The organism is Mycobacterium sp. SM3041 (assembly GCF_039668335.1).
Taxonomy (GTDB): domain Bacteria; phylum Actinomycetota; class Actinomycetes; order Mycobacteriales; family Mycobacteriaceae; genus Mycobacterium.
The window spans coordinates 307,571-332,447 of record NZ_JAYXBQ010000050.1; the positions used below are offsets into that span (position 1 = coordinate 307,571).

Consider the following 24,877-nt stretch of genomic DNA (forward strand, 5'->3'; position numbering starts at 1 on the left):
CACGCAGACAAAGTTCGAGTAGCGAGGATCCTGGGCGCACGATCAACGCGAGCAGCAACATTCGCCCGGCCTGTCAACCCGGGCCGTGGACGTTGGCTTCTCGCGACAACATATCGCCGGATCCGTGCCGAATCTTCGGCTGCCGGGGATGTCGAAACCCCTCCCCGAGCTCCGTAGCGTAGCCATCGACCCCAGCGGCAAGGTTCCTACCTGCTATAACAGGCTCGACAAACCGCACCAGAGAGGTAACCGGTCGAATGACTGCCATCGGTGGTGTGGCCTACATCGTCGTCACCTTGCTCCCCGTTCTGACCCTTGCCGCGATCAACGCCATAGTCCGCGCGATCGGTAGGCGCCGCGGACGGCCAGACCCCGCAAACGAGGACTCATGACCACGCTGACCGCCGCCCCGCCCGCCGTCCCCAACCCGACGTTCATGCGGTACGTCCAGAACCCGATCTGGAACTTCCTGTGCGACCACTACTTCCGGCTCGAGATCGACGGCTGGCACAAGGTGCCCTACGAGCCGTCGCTGCTGATCGGCATCCACTCCGGCGGCTCCCTGACCATGGACGCCTGGACCCTGGTGCACTCCTGGTACCGGCATTTCGACGGGCAGCGCATCCTGCACGGCACCGCGCACGACGTGCTGATGGGTGCCCCCGGCCTCGGTGACTACTTCCGTGCCGTCGGCGTCATACCCGCGTCGCGCGACGGGGTGACCAACGCGCTGGCTGCGGGCCGCGACGTCGTGGTGTGGCCGGGCGGTGAGCTCGACGCGATGCGCGCCTGGCGCGACCGCGACAAGGCGATCCTTGCCGGCCGCAAAGGCTTTGTGAAGCAGGCGATCCGGTCCGGTGTGCCGATCGTCCCCGTGGCCACCATCGGTGGGCACGACACCGTCTTCGTGCTGAACGAAGGCAAGTTCCTGGCCAAGTGGAGCGGCCTCGGAAAGCGGTTGCGCGGCGCCAACATGCCGATCATCGCCGGCTTCCCGTTCCCGCTGGCCGTCGAGGTGCTGCCGATGCACCTGCCGCTGCCCGCGAAAATCCGCACCGAGCTGCTCGACCCCATCTACGTCGACACCGACCCGGAGCGCGCGAACGATGCCGCCTACGTCGACAAGGTGTACGACGAGGTGCAGTTCGCCATCCAGTCCGGCATGGACCGGCTGGCCAAGCGCCGCAGCTTCCCTGTGCTGGGCTGACGCAGTGCGGCGGCGTCCTCGATAGGCGCCGCCGATCACGTGCTCGGAACTTCCACTTTGACGGCCGTTCCCCGCTGCGGAAACCTTATTGGGGCTGACATCGTCATCGATCGGAGTGGGCCCATGCGCACCGTCTACCTGCGCGTGCGCCGGGCCATGACCCCACCGACGGAAGACCACCGGCCCGCGTTACGGGTCGCGCTCGGGTTGGCCATCCCGGGTGTCGCGCTGCTGGCCGCGGGACGCCCCGACCTGATCATCTACGCGGTGTTCGGTGCGATCACCGGCATGTACGGCCGCACGGAAAGTCGCGGCCGGCGGTTCGCGCATCAGACCCAGGGTGGCGTGATCCTGGTCCTCGGCGTGGCCATCGGCGTGGCACTCGCCAATTCCCATGTGCCACCGGCGGTCCTGGTCATCGCCGCCGTGGCATTCGCATCCATCGGCTCGGTGGTGACCGACTACCTCGCGCTCAAGCCAGAGGGGCCGTTCTACGGTGTCTTCGCGCTGGGTGCCATTGCCACGGTGCCCGCGGGCCGCGTCGCGCCTTCGTCGGCGATATTGCTCTGTGCCGCAACGGCTTTGTTGTGCGTCCTGCTGGGTGTACTCGACGCGCCGCGAGCCGTGACGCCACCCGCCCGGCTTTCCCTGCCGAACCGGCGCGATGTGCTGATCCACTCCGGCCGCTACGCGCTCGCCATCACCGCCGCCGGTACCGCCGGCCTGGCGCTGGGCGTCGACCACGCCAACTGGGCCATCGCGGCCGCGGCCGGACCGTTGGCGGCCGCCGACGCCAGTGGTCGCATCAGGCGCGGAATCCACCGCCTGGGTGGCACTTTCATCGGCCTGGCCGTGGCGGCCGCACTGCTCGTGCCGGGGCCCAGCGAGTATGTGCTGGCGATCTGCGTCATGGTCCTGTTGTTCCCAACCGAACTGTTCATGGCGCACCACCACGCGGTCGCGCTGGGCTTCTTCACGCCGCTGATCATGCTGATGACCGACCTTGCCGCGCCCACCGAACCGCTGGTGTTGCTGACCGCTCGTGGCATCGACACGATCATCGGCGTCACCGCCGCGATCGCGGTGGCGATGCTGTTGCCGGGTGCCCGCGAGTAGCGCGAACCTGAGCTTGTGTGCCAGTCCCGCGGGGAATCTGGCACACAAGCTCAGGTTCGACTAGGCAGACTTCGTCACCGTCACCTTGACGTTCTTCATGATGGGCTGGTCGCTCTGCGAGCTGAAATCGCCGATGGCACAGAGCACATTCATCTCCGGCATGTAGCCGGCCGCGTTGCCGCGCGGGATGCCGTAGGGCACGGCCTTGTAGCGGCGCAGTGAGCGGACGCTGCCGTCGCGCGCGGTGGCGACGATGTCGACGTCGTCGAACTCCTTGATGCCGCGGTCGGCCATGTCGCGCTCGTTCATGAAGATGAGCGTGCGCAGGTTCTTGATGCCGCGGTACCGGTCGTTGTCGGAGTACACGGTGGTGTTCCACTGGTCGTGCGAGCGCAGCGTCGCCAGGATGAGCGTGCCTTCGCTGACAGTGTCGTCGGGCAGCTCGACGGCCGAGAACTCCGCGCGGCCCGACGGCGTCAGGAAGATCAGTTCCCGTGCGGGCTGCTTGATCCGGAAGCCGAGCGGCAACCGGACCCGGCGGTTGAAGTCCTCGAAACCGTTGAGCACCTTGGCCATCGTGTCGCGGATGCGGTCGTAGTCCTCGACGTACCAGTGCCACGGCGTCTGGCTGTTCGGCAGCGCGGCCGCGGCGATACCGGCGATGATCGCCGGCTCGGACAGCAGGTGCGGTGACGCCGGCTTCTTCATGCCGACCGACAGGTGCACCATGCTCATCGAGTCCTCGACCGACGTGGACTGGATGCCCTCCTTCTGCTGGTCCTTCTCGGTGCGGCCGAGGCACGGCAGGATCAGGGCCTGACGGCCGTGAATCACGTGGCTGCGGTTGAGTTTGGTGCTGACCTGGACGGTGAGGTCGCACTTCTGCAGGCCCTCGAAGGTGTACGCGGTATCCGGTGCGGCACTGGCGAAATTGCCGCCCATACCGATGAACACCTTGACGTCACCGCTGTGCATGCCCTCGATGGTGTGGACGGTGTCGAGCCCGTGCGCACGGGGCGGGTCGATGCCGCAGACCTCGGCCAGCCGGTCCAGGAACTCCTCGGTCGGCCGGTGGTCGATACCGCACGTGCGGTTGCCCTGCACGTTGCTGTGCCCGCGCACCGGCGACGGTCCGGCGCCCTCACGGCCCAGATTGCCTCGCAGCAGAAGCAGATTCACGATTTCCCGGACGCTGTCGACGCCGTGTTCGTGCTGGGTGACGCCGAGGCACCAGCTGATGATGCTGCGGTCCGCGTCGCGGTAAATCTTGGCGGCCCTGCGGATATCGCGCTGCGACACCCCGGACTTGTAGACGATCTCGTCCCACGACGTCGCCTCGACCGCGGCCCGATAGGCCTCGAACCCGGTGGTGTACCGCTCGATGAACTCGATGTCGAGCGCCTTCGGATCCGTTTCTGCTTGTTCCAGAACAGCTTTGGCGATGCCACGGATGAGGGCCATGTCGCCGCCGATCCGGGGCTGCAGGTTCAGCGTGCTCGTCTTGGTGGACTTGAAGGTCGCCATCCGCAGGAAGTCATGCGGGATGATGGTCTTGGTGGCGCCGGCCTCGACCAGCGGGTTGATGTGCACGATCTGCGCGCCGCGGCGATAGGCCTCCGACAGCGCGGTGAGCATGCGGGGCGCATTGGAGGCGGCGTTGACGCCGATGACGAACAGCGCGTCGGCGGTCTCCCAGTCCTCGAGGTCGACGGTGCCCTTGCCGGTGCCGAGGGCCGCCTGCATGGCGCGGCCACTGGCCTCGTGGCACATGTTGGAGCAGTCGGGCAGATTGTTGGTGCCCAGCTCGCGGGCCATCAGTTGATAGAGGAACGTCGCCTCGTTACCGAGCCGGCCCGACGTGTAGTACGACGCCTGGTTCGGGTCGTCGAGTTCCGCCAGCGCCCGGCCGACGAGGTCGAAGGCGTCGCGCCAGCTGATGGGCTTGTAGCGGTCGGTCTCGGCGTCGTACACCATCGGTTCGGTGAGTCGGCCGGTGTCTTCGAGCGCGAAGTCACTCCACCCCGCCAGTTCCGAAACCGTGTGCTGGGCAAAGAACTCCGGCCCGCAGCGCTTGTGCGTCATCTCCCACGTGACGTGCTTGATGCCGTTCTCGCAGATGTCGAGCTTGAGGCCCTTCATGTCGTCGGGCCAGGCGCAGCCCGGGCAGTCGAAGCCACCGTCCTCGTGGTTCATCTTCATGATCGCGTGCGGTCCGCTGATGGGTTCGCGCTCGCGGGCCAGGAACTTCGTGACGCTGATCGCCGCGCCCCAGCCGGCCGCGGGATGGTGGTAGGGATGGAACTCGGGCTCGCCGTGTCCCTCGGTATCGACTCGCTGCTCAATGCTCCGGTCGGTCATGCGATAAGTCTGCTCGGAAACCGACGCCTGAGTCCAAGGGCAATTTCCGTGAGCCTGATAGGCATCGCCTATCGACCGTGGTCGAATAGTCCATGCTGTTTCGCCAGCTCGAATACTTCGTGGCGCTCGCCCGCGAGAAGCACTTCGCGCGCGCCGCTGCCGCCTGCTACGTCTCGCAGCCGGCATTGTCCGAGGCCATCCGCAAGCTCGAGAACGAACTCAAGGTCCCACTGGTGCGGCGCGGGCAGAGCTTCGAGGGCCTCACGCCCGAAGGTGAACGGCTGGTGTTGTGGGCGCGCCGGATCCTGGCCGATCACGATGCCCTCATCCACGAGGTCACCGCGTTGCAGACGGGTCTGACGGGCGAGCTGCGGCTCGGCGTCATCCCGGCCGCGTCGGGCACGGTGGCCCTGCTGACCGATCCGTTCTGCCTCGAACACCCCTTGGTACGAGTGCAATTGGAGAGCAGCCTGCGCTCGGCGGGCATCGTCGAGCGCATCCGCCGCTTCGAACTCGACGCGGGCATCATCTACCCCGACGGCGTCGACACCACAGGCCTGACCGTCACACCGCTCTACGAAGAACGGCAGGTGCTGATCGCGGGCGCCGAACTGCTTGCCAGCCAGCCGAATCCGCTGACCTGGTCCGACGCCCTGGAACTCCCGCTGTGCCTGCTGAACACGGGGATGCGGGGCCGGCAGCTGCTCGACGATGTCCTGGCGGCGCACAGCCTGACGGCCACACCGCGGCTCGAAGCCGACTCGGTGGTGTCCCTGCTGGCGCAGGTCAGCGGTGGCCGCTGGGCGAGCATCGTCCCCCAGACCTGGCTGCACACGTTGCGCCCGCCGGACGGCGTGCGAGTGGTGCCGCTGGAGGAACCTCAGGTGACGGCGACGGTCGCGCTGGTCACCAGCGCTGCCGAACCCGGTTCGGTGCTGGCGCGAGCATTGGTCGCGACGGCGCACCGCGCGCCGATGAAGCCCGACTAGCGATACCACCCGGGAAGCTCGCTGGGCCGCAGATCGGTGGTGTCCCCCGGCCGGGTCAGCGTCAGCACGGCCCGCACGATCTCGGGGCGCGCGGCCAACGCGTCGGCGATGGCGTTGAGCCGTGCGGCGACGTTCGATTCGGCCGCGTCACCGACGAGGTCGACGGCGGCGACGAGGTAGATCCGGTTCGCCCCAACCCATTCCATGTGCAGATAGCTGACCCGCTCGATGTCGTGATGGTCCAGCAGGGCCAGCAGCGCGTTGTTGCGCGCAAGCGGCGTGACCGTCTCCCCCGTCAGGAAATCCATGTTGCGCTCGATGAGGAACAGCGCCACGCCCCCGAGCAGCAGACCGACCAGGATCGAGCCGATGGCGTCCCAGACCGCGTTGCCGGTGAGCTGGTGCGCCAAGATGCCGCACGTCGCGAGCACGATGCCGATGAGGGCCGAGAGGTCCTCGGCGAAGACGGCCCGCAGCATGGGGTTCGACGTGACGCGGATATAGCGCAACGGATGGATCCGCCGTTCGAGAGCGCCGGACTTCGTCTGCGAAAACGCTTGCAGGAAAGACGATCCCTCCAACAGGAACGAAACCGCGAGCACCGCATAGGCCCAGCCGTAGGACGTCGCCTCGGCTTCGCCTTTGAGGGACTGGATGCCGTGCCAGATCGACACCACGGCGCCGACGGTGAACAGGCCGAAAGCCGCGAACATCGACCAGATGTAGCCCGCGCGGCCGTAACCCAGCCGATGTTGGGCATCGGCCGGCTTGTCCGACTGGCGGGTGCCGATGAGCAGGAACACCTCATTACCGGTGTCCGCCCAGGAATGCGCGGACTCGGCGAGCATCGACGCGCTGCCCGTGACGACGGCGGCGACGGTCTTGGCCACCGCGATCAGGGCGTTGGCACCGAGTGCGACGACCACCGTGAGGAAGCTGTTGTCGTCCGATCCACTCATGCCCTGAACACTAGAGCCCGTCAGTAGGCGTCGCCGGGTTGCACGATGCGGACCGGTCCACGCCGCGGCGCCGGGGGTTGCGGCTCCTGCACCCATTCGGCGCCACTGGCCGCCATCAGCCGGCCGATCTCATCGATGTGCATGTCGGCCAGGTCCCACACGTCGGGCACCAGCTCGCGGTCGACGATGAAGCCGAAGTCCAGCCGGTCCAGATAGCTCACCACGGTGATGTTCAGTCCCTGTCCTTCGGTGACGATCGACACCGGGAACTGATGGACCAGCTGCGCGCCTGCGAAGTACAGCGGCTTGCGCGGACCGGGCACGTTCGAGATCACCAGGTTGAACGGCGTGGCCGCGATCCGGTGCGCCAGCCCGAAGCGGGACGCCAGCCGCATGGCGGACGTCGACAGCACCGGTGCCGACACCTGCGCCATGTCGCCGAGTTGGCTGGCGGGCACCAGGTCCAGCAGACGCTTGGCGTCGAGCATGGCCTCGCGGCAGCGGGCCACGCGCTCGAGCGGGTCCGCGCAGTCGGTCGGCAGTTCGGGGAAGATCGCGGACACCCGGTTGGTCCACGGGTCCTCCTCGTCGCCGGTACGGATCGACACCGGCACCATGGCGCGCAGCGGACCGTCGGGCAGCGCGTCGTGGGCGAGCAGGTAGCTGCGCAGGCCGCCGGCGCAGATCGCCATGACGATGTCGTTGACCGTGCCGCCGGTTGCGGTCTTGAGTTGCTTGACGTTTTCCAGCGACGCGGTGCGCATGGCGAACCGGCGATGCCCGGTGATGGGCTTGTTCCACGGCGTCGGCGGCGCCGCCGAGGTGGGCAGCGGAATCTTCGGGCCGTCTTCTTTGCCAAGGCGCGCAATGGCTTTGATGGCCGAACCGGCCTTGCTGGCGGCGCTGCCGATGCTGTCGATGCCGGCCGCGTCGGCGAGCTGGCCGACCAGCCGGGTCTGGAACCGCAATGCCTTGACCGGATGGCCTGCCAGGTTGATGACGGCGCGGCGGAGCAGATCGATATCGCTGGGTAGCGGCTCGGCTTCCCACGCCCGGCCGGGAGCGGGCGGCGTGGCGTTCGGATCGGTGTCGGTCAGGATGTTGAGCATCAACTGCCCGGCGGCGCCGTCGATGGTGGCGTGGTGATACTTCGTCAGCATCGCCCAGTTCCCGTCGTCCAGGCCATCGATGACGTAGACCTCCCACAGCGGCCGGCTCCGGTCCATCGGGCGGCCGACGATGCGCGACACCTGATCGGCCAGCTGATCGACCATTCCCGGTCGGGCCAAATGGATTTCGCGGATGTGGAAGTCCAGATCGAAGTTCGGGTCGTCCACCCAGTAGGGATGGTCGAGACCCAGCGGCACCTCGACCAGTCGCCGCCGCAGTGGTTCGAGCTCACCGATGAGCGACGCGTACTTGGCGTGCACGGCCGCGTAGGGGTCGAACTCCTCGCTGGGCCGCTCGAAGATCATCAGCCCGGTGACGTGACCGAACGTCGTCGGCGTCTCCAGGTAGAGGAAGGTGGCGTCCATGCCGCTGAGCTGCTTCACGAGTGTTCTTCTCCTTGTTGGGTTTCCAGCTCAGCTGGTGAGCAAGCCACCCTCGACGGGCAGGGTGATTCCGGTGACGTAGCTGCTGGCGTCGCTGGCCAGGAAGATCAGTGCGGCGCTGAGTTCCTCTGTGCGCCCGAGCCTTCCGGCCAGGGTCCGGGGCAGGACGGTGGTTTCGAAGTAGCCGTCCGCATACTGATCGGTCATCTCAGAGGCGAAGAATCCCGGCGCCAGGGCATTGACGCGGATGCCCTTGCGTCCCGTCCACTGCTGGGCGAGGTCGCGCGTCAGGCCGATCAGGCCCGCCTTCGATGACGCGTAGGCCGCCTGCGGGAGGCCCGCGGTGGTCAGGCCGAGAATGCTGCTGACGTTGATGATCGAGCTGCCCGGCTGCATGTGGGCGGCACATGCTTGCGCCATCCAGTAACACCCGTTCAGGTTCAGGTCGATGACGGACCGGAACTGCTCGGGCGTTTCGCGCGTCGCCGGGACGGCCGTGCCCACTCCCGCATTGTTCACCAGAATGTCGACCCGTCCGAAGGATTCGACCGCGGCTTGTACGAGGGCCTTGCAGTCGTCCGGATTGGTGACGTCGGTGCGCACGGCGACGGCCCGGCGACCAGCGGCTTCCACCAGCGCCTTGGTCTCGGCCAGCCGGTCTTCGCGGCGCGCACCGAGCACGACGTCGGCGCCGGCCTGCGCCAATGCCTGCGCGAATCCGACGCCGAGGCCGCTCGAGGCGCCGGTGACGACCGCGACGCGGCCATCGAGACGGAAGAGATCAAGGATCGAAGCTGCGTCGCTCTGGGTCACTCGTGCATCATATCCAGATATGTTGCACAGACGAGACTGATCGAGATATATCTCACTCAGACATCAGCCGCTACCATGATGCGGAGACGGCGAGATGAACAGGAGGTGTGCCATCAGCGAGACACCGTTGGGTCGCATGCTCGCGTCGACAGACCGGCGCCCCGACCCACTCGAGGCGTTCCGCATCGCGCGCCGCTGGTTCATCGAGGGTCGCCGCATCGAAATGCAGGAACTGGCAACCGAACTCGGCATCAACCGGGCCACGCTGTTCCGCTGGGTCGGCGGGCGTGACGAACTGATCGCGGAAATCCTGTGGTCGCTGGCCGAGCCCACACTCCAGGCGTCTATCGACGCGGCACCCGGGCACGGCGCCGCGCACATCGCGCGGGCCGTCGGCCACTTCGCCACCGTGATCGACGAGGCCGGCTTCTTCCAGGCGTTCCTGCGGCGCGAACCCGAACGCGCCCTGCGGATTCTGGCCACCCGTGCCGGGACATTGCAGGGCCGCCTCGTCGGCGCGATCGAAGAGCTACTCAACGACGAGATCGCGACGGGTCAACTGGACCCGCCGCTGCCCCCGCGCGACCTCGCGTTCCTCATCGTCCGCATCGTGGAGTCGTTCCTCTACGCCGACATCATCACCGGCGAACCGCTGGAGGTCGGCAAGGCCGAGCAGGCCATCGGCGCGCTGCTGGGCCACCGACCCGGGTAATCCCTACCGGCCGGGGCCCATGGGCCCGGGCACAGCCGGCACCGGCGGTGGATTGGGAATCGTCACGCTGGGCGGCGGCACCGTGACGGTGACGGTGCTGGTGCTGGCCCGCGTCGACGGGGTCGTCGGCGGCGTCGACGGACCGACCGGAACTCCCGGGATGATCTCCGTCGAAGTCACCGTCGTGCTCGTGCTGGAGGTGGGCTGCGACGGCGGTGGCGACTCGTCCGAACAGGCGCTTGCACCGAGAGCAACTGCTGCCACGGACACGACGACGATGGACCTCAACATGATTGCCGAATGCCCGTTCATTCGAACCGGTAAACCCGGACAGACACAAAACTGCCCCCTCCCGGAGGAAAGGGGCAGCTTCGTCGTGCGTGATATCAGAGGCGCTCGATGATGGTGACGTTGGCGGTGCCGCCGCCCTCGCACATCGTCTGCAGGCCGTAGCGGCCGCCCGTGCGCTCCAGCTCGTTGAGCATGGTGGCGAACAGCTTGGCACCGGTGGCGCCGAGCGGGTGGCCCAGCGCGATGCCGCCGCCGTTGGGGTTCACCTTCGCCAGGTCGACGTTGAGCTCCTTGGCCCACGCCAGTACGACGGATGCGAACGCCTCGTTGATCTCGACGACGTCGATGTCGTCCATGGTCAGGCCGGTCTTCTCCAGCGCGTACTTGGTCGCGGGGATCGGGCCGGTCAGCATCTTCACCGGGTCGTCGCCGCGGCAGCTGATGTGGTGGATGCGGGCCCGCGGCTTGAGGCCGTGCGCCTTGACCGCTGCCTCGGAGGCCAGCAGCGTTGCCGACGCGCCATCCGAAATCTGGCTGGCCAGCGCGGCGGTCAGCCGGCCGCCCTCGACCAGGACCTTCAGCGAGGCCAGCTTCTCGCGGGTGCTCTCGCGCGGGCCCTCGTCGACCTTGAAGCCGTCGACCGGGATGATCTCGTTGTCGAAGCGGCCCTCACGGATCGCGGTGAACGCCCGCTGGTGGCTGTTGAATGCGAACTCTTCCATGTCTTCGCGGGAGATGTCCCACTGCTCGGCGATCATCTCGGCGCCGCGGAACTGCGAAATCTCCTGGTCGCCATAGCGTTCCACCCAGCGCTTCGACTCGTTGGTCGGCGAGGTGAAGCCGAACTGCTCACCGACGATCATCGCCGAGCTGATCGGAATCTGGCTCATGTTCTGGATGCCGGCGGCCAAGATCAGGTCGGCGGTGCCGGACATGATGGCCTGCGCGCCAAAGGAAATGGCCTGCTGCGAGGAACCACACTGCCGGTCGACCGTGGTGCCGGGCACGCCCTCGTCGTAGCCGGCGGCGAGCCAGGTCAGGCGGCCGATGTTGCCGGCCTGCCCACCGATGGCGTCGACGCAGCCCACGATGACGTCGTCGAACGCGGCGGGGTCGACGTCGTTGCGCGCGAAGATCCCGCGGTACACCTCCACGCCGAGATCGATCGGGTGGTAACCGGAGAGGCCACCACCCTTCTTGCCGACGGCGGTGCGCACAGCGTCGATGACGTACGCCTCAGATGCGGCCATTTCTCATCTCCTTCTTTGGGTGAAACTCATTTGGCGGCAAGGCGTTATGGGGCTACCGCGACGCCGCCGAGCACGATGGTCAGGTAGTGCTGCCCGACGTCTTCCGCGGTCAACTTGCCGCCCGGCTGGTACCAGCGCACCGAGACCCAGGTGGTGTCACGGATGAAGCGGTAGACCAGATCGACGTTGAGGTCGGACCGGAAGACGCCTTCGGCCATGCCCTGCTTCAGAACGTCGACCCACATCTTGCGCTGCTGGCGGTTGCGTTCGTCGACGAAGGCGAACTGCGGCAGGACCCCGAGCCGCTTGGCCTCGTCCTGATAGATGACGACCTGCGCGTGCCGGTGCTCGATGGCATCGAACGACGCCATGAACAAACCCTTGAAACGCGCCAGCGGATCGGGCTCGGTGGCGATGATGTGCTCGTACCGGGTGAACAGCCAATCGAGGAAGTCACGCATGACCTCTTCGACCATCTGTTCCTTCGATTTGAAGTGATGGTAGAGACTGCCTGACAGGATTCCTGCCGAGTCTGCGATGTCCCGGACAGTGGTTGCCTTCAGCCCACGCTCAGCGAACATCGCCGCGGCGAGCTCGAGAAGCTCGTCGCGCCTGCTGGCCTGTGGGCTGGGCAATTCAGACACCATCGGGACAGCATAGCAACCAAGCGCTTGTTAGGTCGATATCCGCCCTGCTGGCGGCTCGATTCGCGGGCTCGCCCGCCCCTCGTGGGAGCGTAGACGGCGAACACGGTCTATACGCGACCCCGCCCGCGGTCGATATCATCTTGTCCGCTGCCACTGAAGGCGTTGACCCCTCGGGAGGAGAAATGACCGGTCAATCGAGTCCAGCGGGCGACAACCCGGGCGACCTGGCGCCGCCGGCATGCACCATCGAGCACCATCGCAGCGGGCAGGTCGCCGTGGTGGCGGTGACGGGAACCGTCGACATGCTCACCGCACCGCAGCTTGCCGCAGCGATCCGATCTGCAGCCCAGGACGACAGCCCCGCCGCCCTCCTTGTCGACTTGACCGAGGTGGGTTTCCTGGCCTCCGCCGGCATGGGAGCGCTGGCGGCCGCCAACGAAGAACTGGCGCCCGGTATCCGGTTCGTGCTGGTTGCGGACGGCCCCGCCACCCGCCGCCCCCTCGAGCTCGTCGGAATTGCCGAGATCGTCGAGCTTTTCGCCACCCGCGACGAAGCTCTCGCGGCTGTAGCGACATAAAGCCTTGCGCCAGTGGGTACTGACCAGTCCGACATGATCGATGCACAGCAGCCGGCGACCAGCTTCGCCAAGACCGGTATCGGCGCGGACCCCGCCAACGCCGCGCTGCTCCGCGACGAATTCGCAGCCTGGCTGGCCCGTACCTTCGACCTGGACCCGACCAAGAGGAACGACATCCTCCTGGCCGTCTACGAGGCGATGGCCAACGCGGCCGAGTCCGCGTACAGCGGCGCTCCCGCGCCCGGGGCCATGCACGTTCACGCCGGCTACGACCCCGCCCTGGCGACGCTGACCGTCGAGGTGAGCGACGACGGCGCCTGGCGAGCTCCCGATCCACAACTGCGCGGCGCGGCCCACGGGCGCGGCATTCCCCTGATTCATGCGCTCACCGACCGCGCCGAGATCACGGCCACCCCGACCGGAACCCGGGTGCTCCTGCTTTGGCACCTCGAGGCACCGGGTTAGTCCCGTGCGGACTCCGTCGCCGACGACGCGGGCTCGACCGAAACCAGTTCGGTGAGGCCACTGACCCGGAACACGCCCATCAGATGGGGGTGGGCGATGATCTCGATGCGGTCGGCGCGGCTGAACAACGCGGATATGGCCGTGCTGTCCAGGTACTGCACGGCGCTGAGGTCGACGGTCAACCGCCGGCCGCCGTCGCAGTCCGCGATGGCGGCCGTGAGACCGTCGTCGAACGCCCCGACATTGCTCATGTCGATTTCTCCGGCCACAGCCAGAACGGATGTCCCGTCATTGCTGCGTGTGCTGGTCAGCGTGAGCGCCGTGGACATCAAGTGATCCTCATGGTCAGGTGCACTGTCGTTCCGGCAGTGTTGCGGGTGATGACAAGGTCGTCCATGAGCTCGCGCATGAGTGCGATGCCCCGACCGCGATTGGTACCTACCGCAGCCGGCGCGGACTTCCACCGTCCGCTGTCGGCGACGGCGACCTGAACCTGATCGGCCGACGCCGTTGCGGACAGTCGAATCGTGCCGTCGGAACCGCGGCAATACCCGTGCTCGATGCCGTTGGTGATGGCTTCCCCGGCAGCGACGAGCACGTTCATGGCCTGCTGGGCGTCTATCCCGGCTCGAGAGAGCCAGTCGCGCAAGGTGGTACGAGCTTCGGCCAGATGGGCAGCATCGGCCGGGAACTCCAGTTCCAGGGCGGCCGGCTGGCGGTAGAGCAGGAGAACGACGTCATCCTGATAACCGTCGGGCGGCGCGAGGTTGGCCATCACGTGGTCTGCCAAATCGTCCAGCGTGGACCCTTGGGCGTCGCGAATGAGGCCACCAACAGTGCAAATCCCGTGCTCCAAAGGATGATTGCGACGTTCGACCAGCCCATCGGTGTAGAACGCCAGGGTGGCCCTCGCCGGCACAGTGATCGTCGCTTCGGGACGCTGCCAGTTGTGCCGGAGCCCGAGCGCGATGGTGTGGCCGCCATCGAGTGTTCGCTGCGCACCATCGGGCTCGATCAACACGGGCGGCGGATGCCCGGCACTGGAATAGACCAACTCCCCGGTATCCGGGTTGAGCACCGCGCACACCGCTGTCGTGCACTGGGCACCGGGCAGTCGAGCCGCGAAGCGGTCCAGGCCCGCCAACGCGACAGCGGGGCTGGGATTCTCGAACAGCAGTGCGCGGCAGGCACTGCGAATCTGTCCCATCACCGTGGCGGCGGCCAAACCATGACCGACACAGTCACCCACCACCATCGCAATGCGTCCGTCATCGAGCCTGAAGACGTCGTACCAATCACCGCCCACTTGCAGCGGCCGGCTCGCCGCCTGATAGCGGACCGCGAAACCCTTTGGCAGATCAGCGGGTCCGAGAATGGCATGCTGCAGCGCCAACGCCGTTTCGCGTTGTTGATCGACTCGATGCACGCGCTGCAAACCTTGGCCCAGGCGCCCCGCACGCACCGTCAACAGGGTCTGGTCCTCGAGCGTGAACGGTCGCTCTTCACTGAGCTCGATCCAGACGACAAGCACCCCGTCGGGGTGCTGCAACGCGATACCTGCCGAACCCGGCAGCGCAGCGTTCGGCGTCAAGAAATCCCCGTCGCGCAGTGACACGAGAATCTGACGGGTTTCAGTTGGCAGGTCTGACCACCGGGTGGAGTCACCGGCCGCCAAGATGTGCGGCTCACCGTAGGCGGTCCCCGCCGACGAACTGTAAGTCGGGAAGGTCACCGTCAGCACCCGACGTGCCCGCCACAGCCGGCGCAGTTCCTCCGCCGCGGCAAGCAGCGCTCCGTCGACGGTGTCCGCTTGCGCCAGTTCTCGGTTGAGCGCGTGCTCGCGACCGGCGGCCAGCGCGAGGGCGATGGCCGCGTGGCGGGCAAAGTCGTTGACCAGATCCAGGTAAACCTCGTCGAATGCCGGCTGATGCGGTCGGCGTGCCACCGCGATCACTCCGAGCACCGCATCGTCGGCGATCAGCGGCATGACGATCGCCGACCGTTCACCGACATCGGTGAACCCCTCGATCGGATACTGGAATGAGTCAGTGATCAGCGGCAGCCCCCGACGCGCAACACTTCCTGTCGTAGAGCCGTCCATCGGGACCTGCCGGCCGATCACCTCCGACGAGTACCGCCCCGCCGTAGCGGCGACGACCAAGGTGTCGGCGCCGCTGGTGGGGAGATCGGATTCGTTCGGCACCAGCAGGATCGCCTGCTCGGCGTCGGCCAGCTCGAGTGCGCGGTTCACGATGAGCTGCAGCGGCCTCGTCTGCGGATTACCGGACAGCAGCGCGGCGGTGATCTCGCGACTGGCTTTCATCCATTTGGCGGATTCACGTTCCCGCTCGAAAAGCCTGGCGTTGTCGATAGCGGCTGCCGCGGCCATCGCCAGCGCGCGGACGGCCGCCTCCTGGGACGGCGCGAACACCCGGTCAGGCCGGTCGTCGATCAGGTACAGGCTGCCGAAATCGCTGTCCCGAACGCGGATCGGCAGTCCCAACAGTGCGTGCATCGGCGGGTCGTGCGCCGGCAGCCGGGCAGCCAGCGGATGGGCTTGCAGATCGTCGATACGCAGACCTTCACCGACAGGGAGATCGGCCAGCTCGCGCGCCGTGTCAGCGTCGATGCCCGCGCCGACGAAAACGCCCAGGGTTCCGTCGGCGGCACGGGTCCCGAGTGCCCCGTACTTCGCTTCGGTGAGTTCCAAGGCGGCACTGACGATCCGCCGCAGTGTCACATCCAGATCCAGGTCGGAGCCCACGTCCACGATGAGCCGCACCAGTTGCTCCATGCGGTCCCGGGCGGCCACCAGTTCGTCGAGCTCGGCGTGGACGCGGCCCACAAGCTCGCGCCAACCTTCTCCGCTGAACGCCGCTTCGTCCTTACCGACCACGAGTATCAAGCTATCGGTACCGCGTCGCCGGCAATCCACTTCGGCCCGTCGGCGCGGCCATAGTCTGTCGGCGTGGGGGAAACAGGTTTCGGGATCGCCTTGCTCGGGCTTGTCGCCATGGCCGTCGCCGCGTTCCGTGACGATCCAGCCACGGCCGCCCGCATTTATTGGACCGGTGCGGCGATCACCACGGCGGCGGCAACCCTCATCGGCATCCCGCGCGGCTGGTCAGGAGCGCTCGAGGGGCTTCTCCTCTCCGTGTGCTTGATCCTGTTGTGCACGTACGTCCGGACGCCGTATCTCAAGGTCGGAGGGAAGACCCGAACCCTATTCAGCGCCGAGCCCGAGCCCTACGGCATGAACCTCAGCACGCCGAAGACGTGGTGGCTGCTCGTGGTCGTGGCGATGGTTTTCATATACCCGGTGCTCGCCCTCATCGACGACGGTGTGCGCGATTGGAAATTGGTCGCCTATGTCGCAGGCACGGTCCTCGTCGGCATGCGGTTCGGCTACCTCGACCGACTCCTCGGAAACCCGATTACGGCCGGTCAGTACATCCAGTTCGCTCTGATATCAATCCTGACGGTCGGCGTCTTCCCCGTCGGCTATCTGGCGATGTACTACGGCGGACGGCGCCTAATCGCAAAAAGTGTTGGCTACGGCCAACATTCGCGTCGACGAACATGAGCTTGTGTGCCACGAATCGGCGATTCTTCGCACACAAGCTCAGGTTCGGCGGTCTGTTAGTAGCGGTACGTCCCGTACTGCGAGCAGTAGTCGGGCAGGTCGGTGCCTACCGGCCGGTCCGCGTTCGAGCGGGACAGGTTGAACAGGTACCACGGGTCGTCATGCGGGTAGTTCGCGCGGACGCACGCGCGGACACGCTCAGGTAGCCGATGCAGCGCCGGGTCGATGTCCGACGACAGCCGGGACAGGTACTCCGCATCGAGTTGGCCGGTCTGCTCGAAGCGGTCGATGTTGCGATCGGCGACGAGGCGCTCGGGATTGAGTGCCGCCAGCCCCAAGAGCGCCACTACCCCGGCCGCCAGCACGGCGTGCGGCAGCCAACGCCCCGACATCCGCACACCCGCCACCGCGACGAGGAGGAACACCGCACCCAACCAGAGTTCGATGGTGATCACCATCAGCCGGTCGGTGCTGAAGCCGTACGCCTGCTGATAGAGCCACATGCGGTGGATCGCGGAGATGACGACGACAACTGAAGTGGCACAGAGGATTCCGGCGAGCACTCGAAGTACACGGCGGTCACCCGCAGAGACACGCCCCGCCACCCGGATCACGCCGCTCAGCACCAACAGCGTCAGCGCCGACACCCATAGCAACTGCCAGAAGCCCTGCCGCGCGTACTCAGCGTAGGTCAGCCCCTCGGTTTCCAGCACGTGGGTGTGACCACCGAACAACACCGCTGCCTGCACCGCGACGAACGCGATGAACAGCGCATCCAGTACGCCCAGCGGGACGGCCCACTCCCAGCGCGGCACCGGCTTCATCGGCTTGGGCGCGAGGACATCCAACCGCGGCGCGAACCGGGTCAGGTAAGCACCACCGAGGACGAACGCGGCGACCATGCCGAAGACGACGACACGGGCGACGACATCGACACCGTCAAAGCGCGGCACCAGCTTGCCCACCAGATGCGCGAAAGCCGCGTCCGCCGAGGCGAACAACGCGCCGAACACCAGAGTCAGCAGCACCGTGAGACCGACCACGGCCGCGACGCGAATCGGATTGGCGATACCCACCCGACCCGACAGCCCACGCCGCGTCCAACCGAGCACGCGGGCCGGCAGCGCCCACGCCAGGAACGGCGCGGTCAGGACCGCCGTCCAGGTACGTCCGCCGAACAGCGTGCACCACCCGACGATCCAGGCCGCCATGATGCACAGCACGCCCAGCCAGTCGGCGGCGAGTAAGGCGGGAACTGCCAGCAGCGCCAACGTCAGTGCGATACCGGCCCATTCGGTGCGCGTCGGTCGGCGCTCGGCGGTGCCGTAGACGACGGCGAAGACCACCACCCCGACGACCACGTAGCCGACGCTCAAAGACGACGGCCGCCACAGCGCAGTACCGAGCAGACCGGCCACCACGGCGAGCACAACCACACGGTGCGGCGCAGTCGCCAGCGGACTGATCGGCCACACCCGTCGCGGCAACATCGTCCAGCCGGGCTCACCGCGGCGCGGCAGTGCCGGCCCGATCAGCGGCGGGACCACCGGCGGCCCTGGATATCCCATCAACATCGTCATGCGGACCGCTCCTCTGATTCCGGAATGCTCACCCTGAAGCGGCATCCCACCGTCGTCTCCACCACATCGATGACCCCGCCGTGCAACTCGACGGCCCAGCGGGCGATCGCCAGTCCCAGACCGGTGCCGCCATCAGACGTGGCGCCGCGGGTGAACCGTTCGAATACCCGCTCGCGTTCAGCCGGCGCGATACCCGGACCCTGATCGGCCACCTCGAGCCGCAAGCCCGTCGCGTCGCGCGTCGCCCGCACCGTCACGCTGCCGCCGGGCGGGCTGTGCCGAATCGCGTTGTCCACCAGGTTGACAACCACCTGCCGCAGCCGCGCTGGATCAGCCAGCGCCGTCAGCCCGCGCGGTGACACCTCGACCGTGACCGACACGTCATCGGCGGAAACCGAGACGTGCTCGACGGCGGCACGTAGGAAGGCCTCGACGTCGAACCGGTTGATCCGCAAGGGAATTGCCCCGCCTTCGAGGCGCGACAGGTCCAGCAGATCGGTAACCAACTCACCGAGCCGTTCGGTCTGCGACAGTGCCAACCGCATCGTCTGCGCGTCCGGCTCGACCACACCGTCGACCACGTTCTCCAGGACCGCCTGCAACGCGGTGATGGGCGTGCGCAGTTCGTGGGATACGTTGCCGATCAGTCCGCGCCGATATTCGTCCGCAGCACCGAGGTCGGCTGCCATCTGATTGAACGCCGTTGCCAGCTGACCGATTTCGTCACGCGAGGTGGCACGGACACGAATGCTGTAGTCGCCCTTGGCCATCGCGCGGGCCGCGGCGGTCATCTGCCGCAGCGGCGACGTCATGCCGTGGGCCATGAACTGGGTGAAGAGCAGTGAGGTCAGCAGAGCGGACAACAGTGCGTACCGGAACTGCCAACTCGCGCCGATCCAGAAGGTGAACGAGGCCAACAGGATTGCCCCGCCCACCAGGAGTCCCATCTTGATCTTGAAGGACGCGAACGGGTCGAGGGGCCTGGGCAGCCGATCCCACAGTTCGCCAAGCGCGCTCACCGCGGCACCTCGAGGGCATAGCCGACCCCGTGCACGGTCCGGATCAGTTCCGCACCGAGCTTGCGGCGCAACGCCTTGACGTGGCTGTCGACCGTACGGGTCTCGGCTCCAGAGCCCCAGCCCCAGACGTGTTCCAGCAGCGTCTCGCGGGTCACCGCGGCGCGGGGCCGTCCGGCGAGAAAGGCCAGCAGGTCGAATTCGGTTCGGGTGAGATGGATTTCGATATCACCCTGGTGCACGCGGCGCTCGGCGAAATCGACGCGGTACTCCCCCACCGACACTGGCTGGTCCGCGGTCGCACGTTCGACGCGACGCAGCAACACCCGCACCCGCGCAACCAGCTCGCGCATGCTGAACGGTTTGGTGAGATAGTCGTCGGCGCCGATCCCCAGACCGATCAGCATGTCGGTCTCGTCGGTGCGGGCGGTCAACATCAGCACCGGCACTGGACGCTCGGCCTGGATGCGCCGGCAGACTTCCAACCCGTCGAAGCCGGGCAGCATGACGTCCAGCACCACCAGGTCGGGCTGTGTCGCTGCCGCCGCGGCCACTGCCGAAGGCCCGTCGACGGCCGTCTCCACATGGAACGACTCAGCCCGCAGCCGGGTCGCGACCGAGGACAGGATGGTCGGCTCGTCGTCGACCACCAGGATTCGCTTCACGCTTTCCGACTGTAAGCGCGGTTTGTGGGGCTTTCCGGCAGCGATTGTGAAGAAACTGTGGAGACTTGCCGAGATCGGCGCCAATTAGGATTGTGGTCGTGAAGGAAAGTCGCGTACCGCGTTCCGCTGTCAGATTGTCGCTGGCTGTGCTGGGTTTGGCCGTCACCACATGCCTTGCGGGCTGCGGGCAGACGGGCGGGAAGGCGGTTCCGGCAGCATCAACTTCAGCCTCATCCACGTCGGTGTCGTCGACATCAACCACATCGTCAGCAGCCCCGTCATCGTCGGTCGCGCCGGCATCGTCTCCGTTCCAATCGGAGAACGGCTTCGTGTGGATCACCGCCGCGTGCGGTAGTCCCGCGACCATTCCGAGTGACGGCAAGAACACGCTGCTGCCCAGCGCAACTGATTGGGCCATCTGTATGGGCGGTCCGGGCCTTCAGCCGACTTTGGTCGGGGTATACACAGCACCGTCTAGTCTCACGCACGACACATCGCAGCTGACCGCTGGCAAATATCGGTTCGCCACGCATACCGATGGAGAGTTGACGTGGATATTTCTCGTCGAAAGCACCGACCCGGCATCACTGCGGCCACTCGAACGGCACGGCTTTGTCGTCCACTGACCCCGCAAACTTGTGTCGTTTGCGTCTGTGAATACACGGTAGGCTGGCTGTAGGACAAAAAAAGGGGGGCCTTATGTTTGTCGATCCTGCGCTGCTCCGCATGGGCGCAGCCTTCGCCCAGAGCGCTGGCGCTATCGCACATGAAGGGGCGAGCCGTTTTGCTGACGCCTCGATATCAGCGGGCATCTTCGGGGATTTCGATGACGCCCACGACTTCCACCGATCACTCGTCGACTGCCACGAAACCCATGCGACCACTCTGAGTGGCTTCCGTACGCATCTGGATTCGCTGGCGGAACGCACCAACTCAGCCGCAACGATTTTTGAGGCCCAGGATGCAGCGGGGGCAGGCTCGATCAATGCGGCCGCCGATTCGATCTAGCCCGCATGTCGATTGAACTAAAACATCTCAGCATCCAAGAATTGGTCAGTGCCGCCGGCGGTGACCCATGGCAAATGAACAGTGCCATCCAAAGCGGCGCACCCGGTGAAATCGACGAGTTGGCAACAGCATTCCGAAATGCGAGTGGATGTATCACCGAAACCGAACACGATTTCACCATCGCCAAACAGCGCTTCGGATCAGCGTGGGACCGCCAGGACGGTGGCGGTCACCCGATCAACGACGCCGCCGAAGTCGTTCGTGTCACGGATAGTCTCCACCTCAGCAAATTGCAGATCTCTAAGCTCGCGGTCAGCCTCGAGAGCATTGCTGCCGCACTAGCACAGTCCCAGCGCAGCTCCGCCACATCGATTTCTCTCTTGGAAGGCGCGCTGAAGTCCTACGACCTTCAGATCGATGCGCGGATCGCGGAAGCGTCGAGGGCAGGCGAGAACGCGGACTGGGACGATCTCAAACGTGCTGCCGAAAGTCGCACTCGCACCGCGGTCGACGAAGCCAAGGCAATCCGTACGGCCTACACGGACGAACTCAGCAAGGCCCGGAACGCAATGGTCGCCGAAGGCTACGCAGCCGACCCCACCAAGGGTGCCGACGGCATCGGCGCTGGGCCGGCGCCGTCGGCGCCCGACAAGTACGGCTCCAGCCAACGTGCTGCCGACGACGCTCTCGTAAATGCACCCGGGCCGTGGACCCCTGAAAAACAGGCCGCGTCAAACCGACTGCGCGACTTTGCAACCGCCAACAATCCAAACGCCTCACCGGAAGCGAAGCGCTACGCAAGCGAACGACTCGACGATTTCACGATGGCCCAAACCGTGGGCCCATTGCCTACCGATCCAGTACTGGGCGGCGATGCTCGCACGCGTGCTCGCGCTCGGTTGGAGATGCAGCAAAGGCTGGAGCAAGGCTTGCTCGGCAAGGCTGGGGTGACTCCCGATAAAGCCACAGCCACACTGGACCAGTCCGAGGCACAGGCCCGAACCATGGTAATTGCCCGAGTACAGGAACAGTTGCAACAAGCTGGCATGTCAGCGCAAGGGGCAGCCCAAGTTGCTGCGGGCATGTCGCACGGCCAGATTCCAAAAGAACTGGTCGACAGCGCGTCGCTTGCGGGGAAAGGCATATCCGGTTCAGAAGCGTCTGTGAACCAGACGGTCAAATCAATGCAACCTGGTCATCCTTGGAACACGTCAGGCCAGATATTTGACGCGGCTGATATCAAAGCCCTCGAGAAGATCGGCTCCCGAGTTGGCTATGTCGGCAATGTGCTGGATCTTGGTGTCGCCATGTACGAGATCACGCACGGAATGCCGGCCGGCCAATCGCTGTCCAAGATGGGCGGCGGCATGGCAGGCGCATGGGTGATGGGTTCAGTCGGTGCGGAAGTCGGCGCTGTGGCGGGACCCCCAGGAGTAGTAATAGGCGGGTTCATCGGCGGCACCGTGGGCTCATTCATCGGAGAGTCTGGCGCGGAGGCTCTCTACAAGAAAGTCTTTGGGTGACCGCGGGCGACATGGCGCTTGCCGTAGGTCTACTCGGGCTGGCGGTGATAGCCATCGCCGGCTTCAATCAAGAAGCTGAGTATGCGCGCAGACTGTACTGGGGCGGGGCAGTGACCATGGCGACGGCCACGTCCTTCGCGGTATTACCTCAAGGACGGATGTCCGCACTCAGCGCGGGGGCCGGAATGGCTAGCATGTGCATTCTCGCCGCATACGCCCGAACGCCATTTCTCCGTTTTCGGGGAAAAACACGTCGATTGTTCAGCGACGGCCCCGAGGCGTACGGGTGGGGCCTCAGCACGCCGAAGACGTGGTGGCTGCTTGTTCTCGCGGCGATACTGTTCGCGTACCCGGTGTACGACTTTGCCAACCAGCGCTACCCCGTTTTCACGCTGAGCATCTATGTCGCGTTCATGCTGTTGGTCGGCGCACGCTTCGGTTACGCCGACCTACTACTTGCCCACTCATTCGCGGCACGACAATACGTCCAGTTCGCGCTCGTCTCGATCTTGACGCTCGGACTATTCCCCGCGGGTTACTTGGCGATGTACTTCGGCTGCCGGCACTGGATCACGAAAACTGCAGCGTACGAACGACAATCGCGCCGTCGAATGTGAGCCTGTGTGCGAAGAATCGCAGATTTTTCGCACACAGGCTCATTTTCGGCGAAAACGAACTGGGGCCGACGCATACCGCGCCGACCCCAGTTGCCGAAAGCTGAAACTAAGCGCGCTGGCTGGACACCGAGATAATCTCGCCGGTCAGGTAGCTGGAGTAGTCGCTGGCCAGGAATGCGATGGTCGACGCGATCTCCCACGGCTCGGTGGCGATGATTTCTTCGTACCGGCTGAACAACCAATCAAGGAAGTCCCGCGTGACCTCCTCGACCATCTGTTCCTTCGATTTGAAGTGCTGGTAGCGACTGCCTGACAGGGTGCCGGCCGAGTCTGTGATGTCCCGGACAGTGGTTGCCTTCAGCCCACGCTCAGCGAACATCGCCGCGGCGAGCTCAAGAAGCTCGTCGCGCCTGCTCGCGGGTTGACTGGGCGATTCAGACGCCATCGCAACAGCATGGAAACCAAGCGCTTGCTAGGGTAGGTCGGGCCGGTGTTGACTTGGCCACTACGTACACAAAGAACGAGTGCTCACAGGGGTCGCGCGCGTTGAGGCGATCGCGGCTCTGAGAGCGGGCGAGGTCACAAGCGCGGTCCTCGACCGCGACCGATAGATGGGGTGCGTAAAGCGTCGGGCGCTTCGATTTCGAGCCCTATGCTTGCGCGCAGCACGACTTGAAATGGATGAGTAGCAGGAGATCATGAGCACGACACAGCGTGCCCTGGAGGGTATCCGGGTCATCGACATGACCCGCGTCTTCGCCGGCCCGATCAGCGCGCAGATACTGGGCGACCTCGGCGCTGACGTCATCAAGGTGGAGCGACCGGGCAGCGGTGACGAAGGGCGCGGTTACGGTCTTGCCTCGGTCGAGGGCAAGGACGGCAAGGACCTTCGCCAGTCCGGCTTCTTCACCGCGTCGAACCGCAACAAGCGGTCGATCACGGTCAACCACTCCAAGCCGGAGGGGCAAGACATCCTGCGTGCCCTGGTCAAGACCGCGGACATCCTGGTCGAGAATTACAAGGTCGGCGACCTCAAGCGGTTCGGGCTGGACTACGAGAGCCTGAAGGCGATCAATCCCCGCCTCATCTACTGCTCGATCACCGGCTTTGGCCAGACCGGGCCAATGGCGGCGCGCGCGGGCTACGACGGGTTGTTCCAGGCGAGCGGCGGCATGATGGCCGTGACCGGCATCCCCGAAGGCCAGCCCGGCGCGGGGCCAGTGAAAGCCGGTCCCAGCCTGGTCGATTTCGTGACCGGCCACAACAGCGCCATCGCGATCCTCGCCGCGCTGAACCATCGCAACAACACCGGCGAGGGCCAATACATCGACATGGCGCTGCTCGACAGTTCCGTGGCGATGGTCTGCCACATCATGCAGGACTATCTGATCAGCGGCGTCCAGGCGGAGCGTCTGGGCAATGGTGGCAACGGCGGCGGCCCCGCAGACCTCATCCATGCGCGCGACGGCATGACGTACATCACGGCCGGCAGCGACGCTCACTGGCGGCGCATGTCGGAGTTGATGGGCCAGCCCGAGCTCTACGACGACCCGCGCTTCGACACCAACGCCAAGCGGGCCAAGATCAATCGCGCGGAGTTGATCGACATCATCAACGAGTGGAGCCGGCAGTTCACGACGGAGGAGCTCCAGGCAAAGTTCGACAGCGTGGGCATCCCGGCCGCGCGCTATAACGATCTGGCGGAGGTCTGGGAAGATCCGCAGGTGCAGCACCGGGGCCTGCGCGCGACGACGCCGCATGCATGGGCCGCGGCCGGATCGGTCGATCTGATCGGCAGCCCGCTGGCGGGTATGGGTGCCACGCCAGCGACGATCCGCCTCGCCCCGCCAGTGATCGGCGAGCACAACGCGGAGATACTCGAAGAACTGGGCTACGACGCGGCGCAGATCGCGGAATTGCAGGAGCAGGCGATCATCTGATCGAGAG

24 protein-coding genes and 2 pseudogenes are annotated in these 24,877 nt (G+C 65.9%); 13 read left to right on the forward strand and 13 right to left on the reverse strand.

Annotated elements, in window-relative coordinates:
• The first annotated feature begins 388 nt into the window (after positions 1–388).
• Positions 389–1,207, forward strand: a complete 819-nt coding sequence (locus VXD91_RS18615) for a lysophospholipid acyltransferase family protein (RefSeq protein ID WP_318985440.1) — start codon at positions 389–391, stop codon at positions 1,205–1,207.
• 123 nt (positions 1,208–1,330) lie between these two features.
• Positions 1,331–2,323: an FUSC family protein gene (locus VXD91_RS18620; RefSeq protein ID WP_318985439.1), complete on the forward strand. Its 993-nt coding sequence runs from the start codon at positions 1,331–1,333 to the stop codon at positions 2,321–2,323.
• A 60-nt stretch (positions 2,324–2,383) separates the two neighbouring features.
• Here VXD91_RS18620 and VXD91_RS18625 read toward each other — a convergent pair whose 3' ends face one another.
• Complete coding sequence (locus VXD91_RS18625) at positions 2,384–4,681, reverse strand: FdhF/YdeP family oxidoreductase (protein ID WP_212807233.1); 2,298 nt, start codon at positions 4,679–4,681, stop codon at positions 2,384–2,386.
• A 92-nt stretch (positions 4,682–4,773) separates the two neighbouring features.
• Here VXD91_RS18625 and VXD91_RS18630 point away from each other — a divergent pair, with 92 nt between their 5' ends.
• Positions 4,774–5,670 carry a LysR family transcriptional regulator gene (locus VXD91_RS18630; protein ID WP_318985438.1) on the forward strand — a complete coding sequence of 299 codons (897 nt, stop codon included), beginning with the start codon at positions 4,774–4,776 and terminating at the stop codon, positions 5,668–5,670.
• On the opposite strand, the gene VXD91_RS18635 is transcribed toward VXD91_RS18630, so the two are convergent.
• From VXD91_RS18635 to VXD91_RS18645, 3 genes are read right to left on the reverse strand one after another with little or no spacing between them, the layout of a single operon-like run.
• Positions 5,667–6,629: a cation transporter gene (locus VXD91_RS18635; RefSeq protein WP_346416066.1), complete on the reverse strand. Its 963-nt coding sequence runs from the start codon at positions 6,627–6,629 to the stop codon at positions 5,667–5,669. The genes VXD91_RS18630 and VXD91_RS18635 overlap by 4 nt on opposite strands.
• A gap of 20 nt (positions 6,630–6,649) precedes the next feature.
• Complete coding sequence (locus tag VXD91_RS18640; protein WP_318985436.1) at positions 6,650–8,182, reverse strand: wax ester/triacylglycerol synthase family O-acyltransferase; 1,533 nt, start codon at positions 8,180–8,182, stop codon at positions 6,650–6,652.
• A 30-nt stretch (positions 8,183–8,212) separates the two neighbouring features.
• The gene (locus tag VXD91_RS18645; RefSeq protein ID WP_346416067.1) at positions 8,213–8,995 is read right to left on the reverse strand and encodes an SDR family oxidoreductase; all 783 of its coding nucleotides are present in this window, start codon (positions 8,993–8,995) and stop codon (positions 8,213–8,215) included.
• Between the two features lie 136 nt (positions 8,996–9,131).
• On the opposite strand from VXD91_RS18645, the gene VXD91_RS18650 reads away from it, so the two are divergent.
• Complete coding sequence (locus tag VXD91_RS18650) at positions 9,132–9,707, forward strand: QsdR family transcriptional regulator (RefSeq protein ID WP_346416069.1); 576 nt, start codon at positions 9,132–9,134, stop codon at positions 9,705–9,707.
• 19 nt (positions 9,708–9,726) lie between these two features.
• Entirely contained in the window at positions 9,727–10,110 is a 384-nt protein-coding gene (locus tag VXD91_RS18655) for a hypothetical protein (protein ID WP_346416070.1), read from the forward strand.
• Here the strand turns inward: VXD91_RS18655 and VXD91_RS18660 are convergent.
• Both VXD91_RS18660 and VXD91_RS18665 read right to left on the reverse strand, forming a co-directional pair.
• Complete coding sequence (locus tag VXD91_RS18660; protein ID WP_346416072.1) at positions 10,094–11,248, reverse strand: acetyl-CoA C-acetyltransferase; 1,155 nt, start codon at positions 11,246–11,248, stop codon at positions 10,094–10,096. The genes VXD91_RS18655 and VXD91_RS18660 overlap by 17 nt on opposite strands.
• Positions 11,249–11,292: 44 nt before the next feature.
• The gene (locus VXD91_RS18665) at positions 11,293–11,895 is read right to left on the reverse strand and encodes a TetR/AcrR family transcriptional regulator (RefSeq protein ID WP_346416073.1); all 603 of its coding nucleotides are present in this window, start codon (positions 11,893–11,895) and stop codon (positions 11,293–11,295) included.
• Between the two features lie 182 nt (positions 11,896–12,077).
• Between VXD91_RS18665 and VXD91_RS18670 the strand changes: the two genes are divergently transcribed.
• Together VXD91_RS18670 and VXD91_RS18675 are read left to right on the forward strand one after the other, a co-directional pair.
• A complete protein-coding gene (locus VXD91_RS18670; protein ID WP_226519814.1) occupies positions 12,078–12,473 on the forward strand; it encodes an STAS domain-containing protein in 396 nt (131 codons plus the stop codon).
• Positions 12,474–12,506: 33 nt separating this feature from the next.
• The gene (locus tag VXD91_RS18675) at positions 12,507–12,938 is read left to right on the forward strand and encodes an ATP-binding protein (RefSeq protein WP_226522272.1); all 432 of its coding nucleotides are present in this window, start codon (positions 12,507–12,509) and stop codon (positions 12,936–12,938) included.
• Here VXD91_RS18675 and VXD91_RS18680 read toward each other — a convergent pair.
• Both VXD91_RS18680 and VXD91_RS18685 read right to left on the reverse strand, forming a co-directional pair.
• On the reverse strand, positions 12,935–13,267 hold the full coding sequence (locus VXD91_RS18680; RefSeq protein WP_226519815.1) for an STAS domain-containing protein: 333 nt from the start codon (positions 13,265–13,267) through the stop codon (positions 12,935–12,937). The genes VXD91_RS18675 and VXD91_RS18680 overlap by 4 nt on opposite strands.
• Positions 13,267–15,732, reverse strand: a complete 2,466-nt coding sequence (locus tag VXD91_RS18685) for a SpoIIE family protein phosphatase (protein WP_226522273.1) — start codon at positions 15,730–15,732, stop codon at positions 13,267–13,269. The genes VXD91_RS18680 and VXD91_RS18685 overlap by 1 nt, the downstream gene beginning before the upstream one ends.
• 219 nt (positions 15,733–15,951) lie before the next feature.
• Here VXD91_RS18685 and VXD91_RS18690 point away from each other — a divergent pair, with 219 nt between their 5' ends.
• A complete protein-coding gene (locus VXD91_RS18690) occupies positions 15,952–16,521 on the forward strand; it encodes a hypothetical protein (protein ID WP_346416074.1) in 570 nt (189 codons plus the stop codon).
• Positions 16,522–16,577: 56 nt separating this feature from the next.
• On the opposite strand, the gene VXD91_RS18695 is transcribed toward VXD91_RS18690, so the two are convergent.
• Genes VXD91_RS18695 through VXD91_RS18705 form a run of 3 tightly spaced genes read right to left on the reverse strand, consistent with a single transcriptional unit; the run spans position 16,578 to position 19,782 of the window.
• Positions 16,578–18,101 (reverse strand): DUF4173 domain-containing protein, encoded by a 1,524-nt coding sequence (locus tag VXD91_RS18695; protein WP_226519817.1) that lies wholly within the window; start codon positions 18,099–18,101, stop codon positions 16,578–16,580.
• A complete protein-coding gene (locus tag VXD91_RS18700) occupies positions 18,098–19,120 on the reverse strand; it encodes a HAMP domain-containing sensor histidine kinase (RefSeq protein ID WP_226519818.1) in 1,023 nt (340 codons plus the stop codon). Before VXD91_RS18700 ends, VXD91_RS18695 begins: the two co-directional genes overlap by 4 nt.
• The gene (locus tag VXD91_RS18705; protein ID WP_226519819.1) at positions 19,117–19,782 is read right to left on the reverse strand and encodes a response regulator transcription factor; all 666 of its coding nucleotides are present in this window, start codon (positions 19,780–19,782) and stop codon (positions 19,117–19,119) included. Before VXD91_RS18705 ends, VXD91_RS18700 begins: the two co-directional genes overlap by 4 nt.
• 169 nt (positions 19,783–19,951) lie before the next feature.
• Here VXD91_RS18705 and VXD91_RS18710 point away from each other — a divergent pair, with 169 nt between their 5' ends.
• From VXD91_RS18710 to VXD91_RS18725, 4 genes are all read left to right on the forward strand, one after another.
• Complete coding sequence (locus VXD91_RS18710; RefSeq protein ID WP_346416076.1) at positions 19,952–20,137, forward strand: hypothetical protein; 186 nt, start codon at positions 19,952–19,954, stop codon at positions 20,135–20,137.
• A gap of 344 nt (positions 20,138–20,481) precedes the next feature.
• A complete protein-coding gene (locus VXD91_RS18715; RefSeq protein WP_226519821.1) occupies positions 20,482–20,790 on the forward strand; it encodes a DUF2563 family protein in 309 nt (102 codons plus the stop codon).
• Positions 20,791–20,795: 5 nt separating this feature from the next.
• Positions 20,796–22,313, forward strand: a complete 1,518-nt coding sequence (locus tag VXD91_RS18720; protein ID WP_226519822.1) for a Con-6 family protein — start codon at positions 20,796–20,798, stop codon at positions 22,311–22,313.
• The gene (locus VXD91_RS18725; RefSeq protein ID WP_226519823.1) at positions 22,310–22,930 is read left to right on the forward strand and encodes a hypothetical protein; all 621 of its coding nucleotides are present in this window, start codon (positions 22,310–22,312) and stop codon (positions 22,928–22,930) included. Before VXD91_RS18720 ends, VXD91_RS18725 begins: the two co-directional genes overlap by 4 nt.
• Before the next feature lie 106 nt (positions 22,931–23,036).
• On the opposite strand, the pseudogene VXD91_RS18730 reads toward VXD91_RS18725, so the two are convergent.
• Together VXD91_RS18730 and VXD91_RS18735 are read right to left on the reverse strand one after the other, a co-directional pair.
• Positions 23,037–23,141: pseudogene (locus VXD91_RS18730) on the reverse strand (short chain dehydrogenase); the annotation flags it as partial.
• Positions 23,124–23,375 (reverse strand): annotated as a pseudogene (locus VXD91_RS18735) (helix-turn-helix domain-containing protein); the annotation flags it as partial. The pseudogenes VXD91_RS18730 and VXD91_RS18735, both read right to left, overlap by 18 nt.
• 253 nt (positions 23,376–23,628) lie before the next feature.
• Here VXD91_RS18735 and VXD91_RS18740 point away from each other — a divergent pair.
• The gene (locus VXD91_RS18740; protein ID WP_212807243.1) at positions 23,629–24,870 is read left to right on the forward strand and encodes a CaiB/BaiF CoA-transferase family protein; all 1,242 of its coding nucleotides are present in this window, start codon (positions 23,629–23,631) and stop codon (positions 24,868–24,870) included.
• The last annotated feature ends 7 nt before the right edge of the window (positions 24,871–24,877 follow it).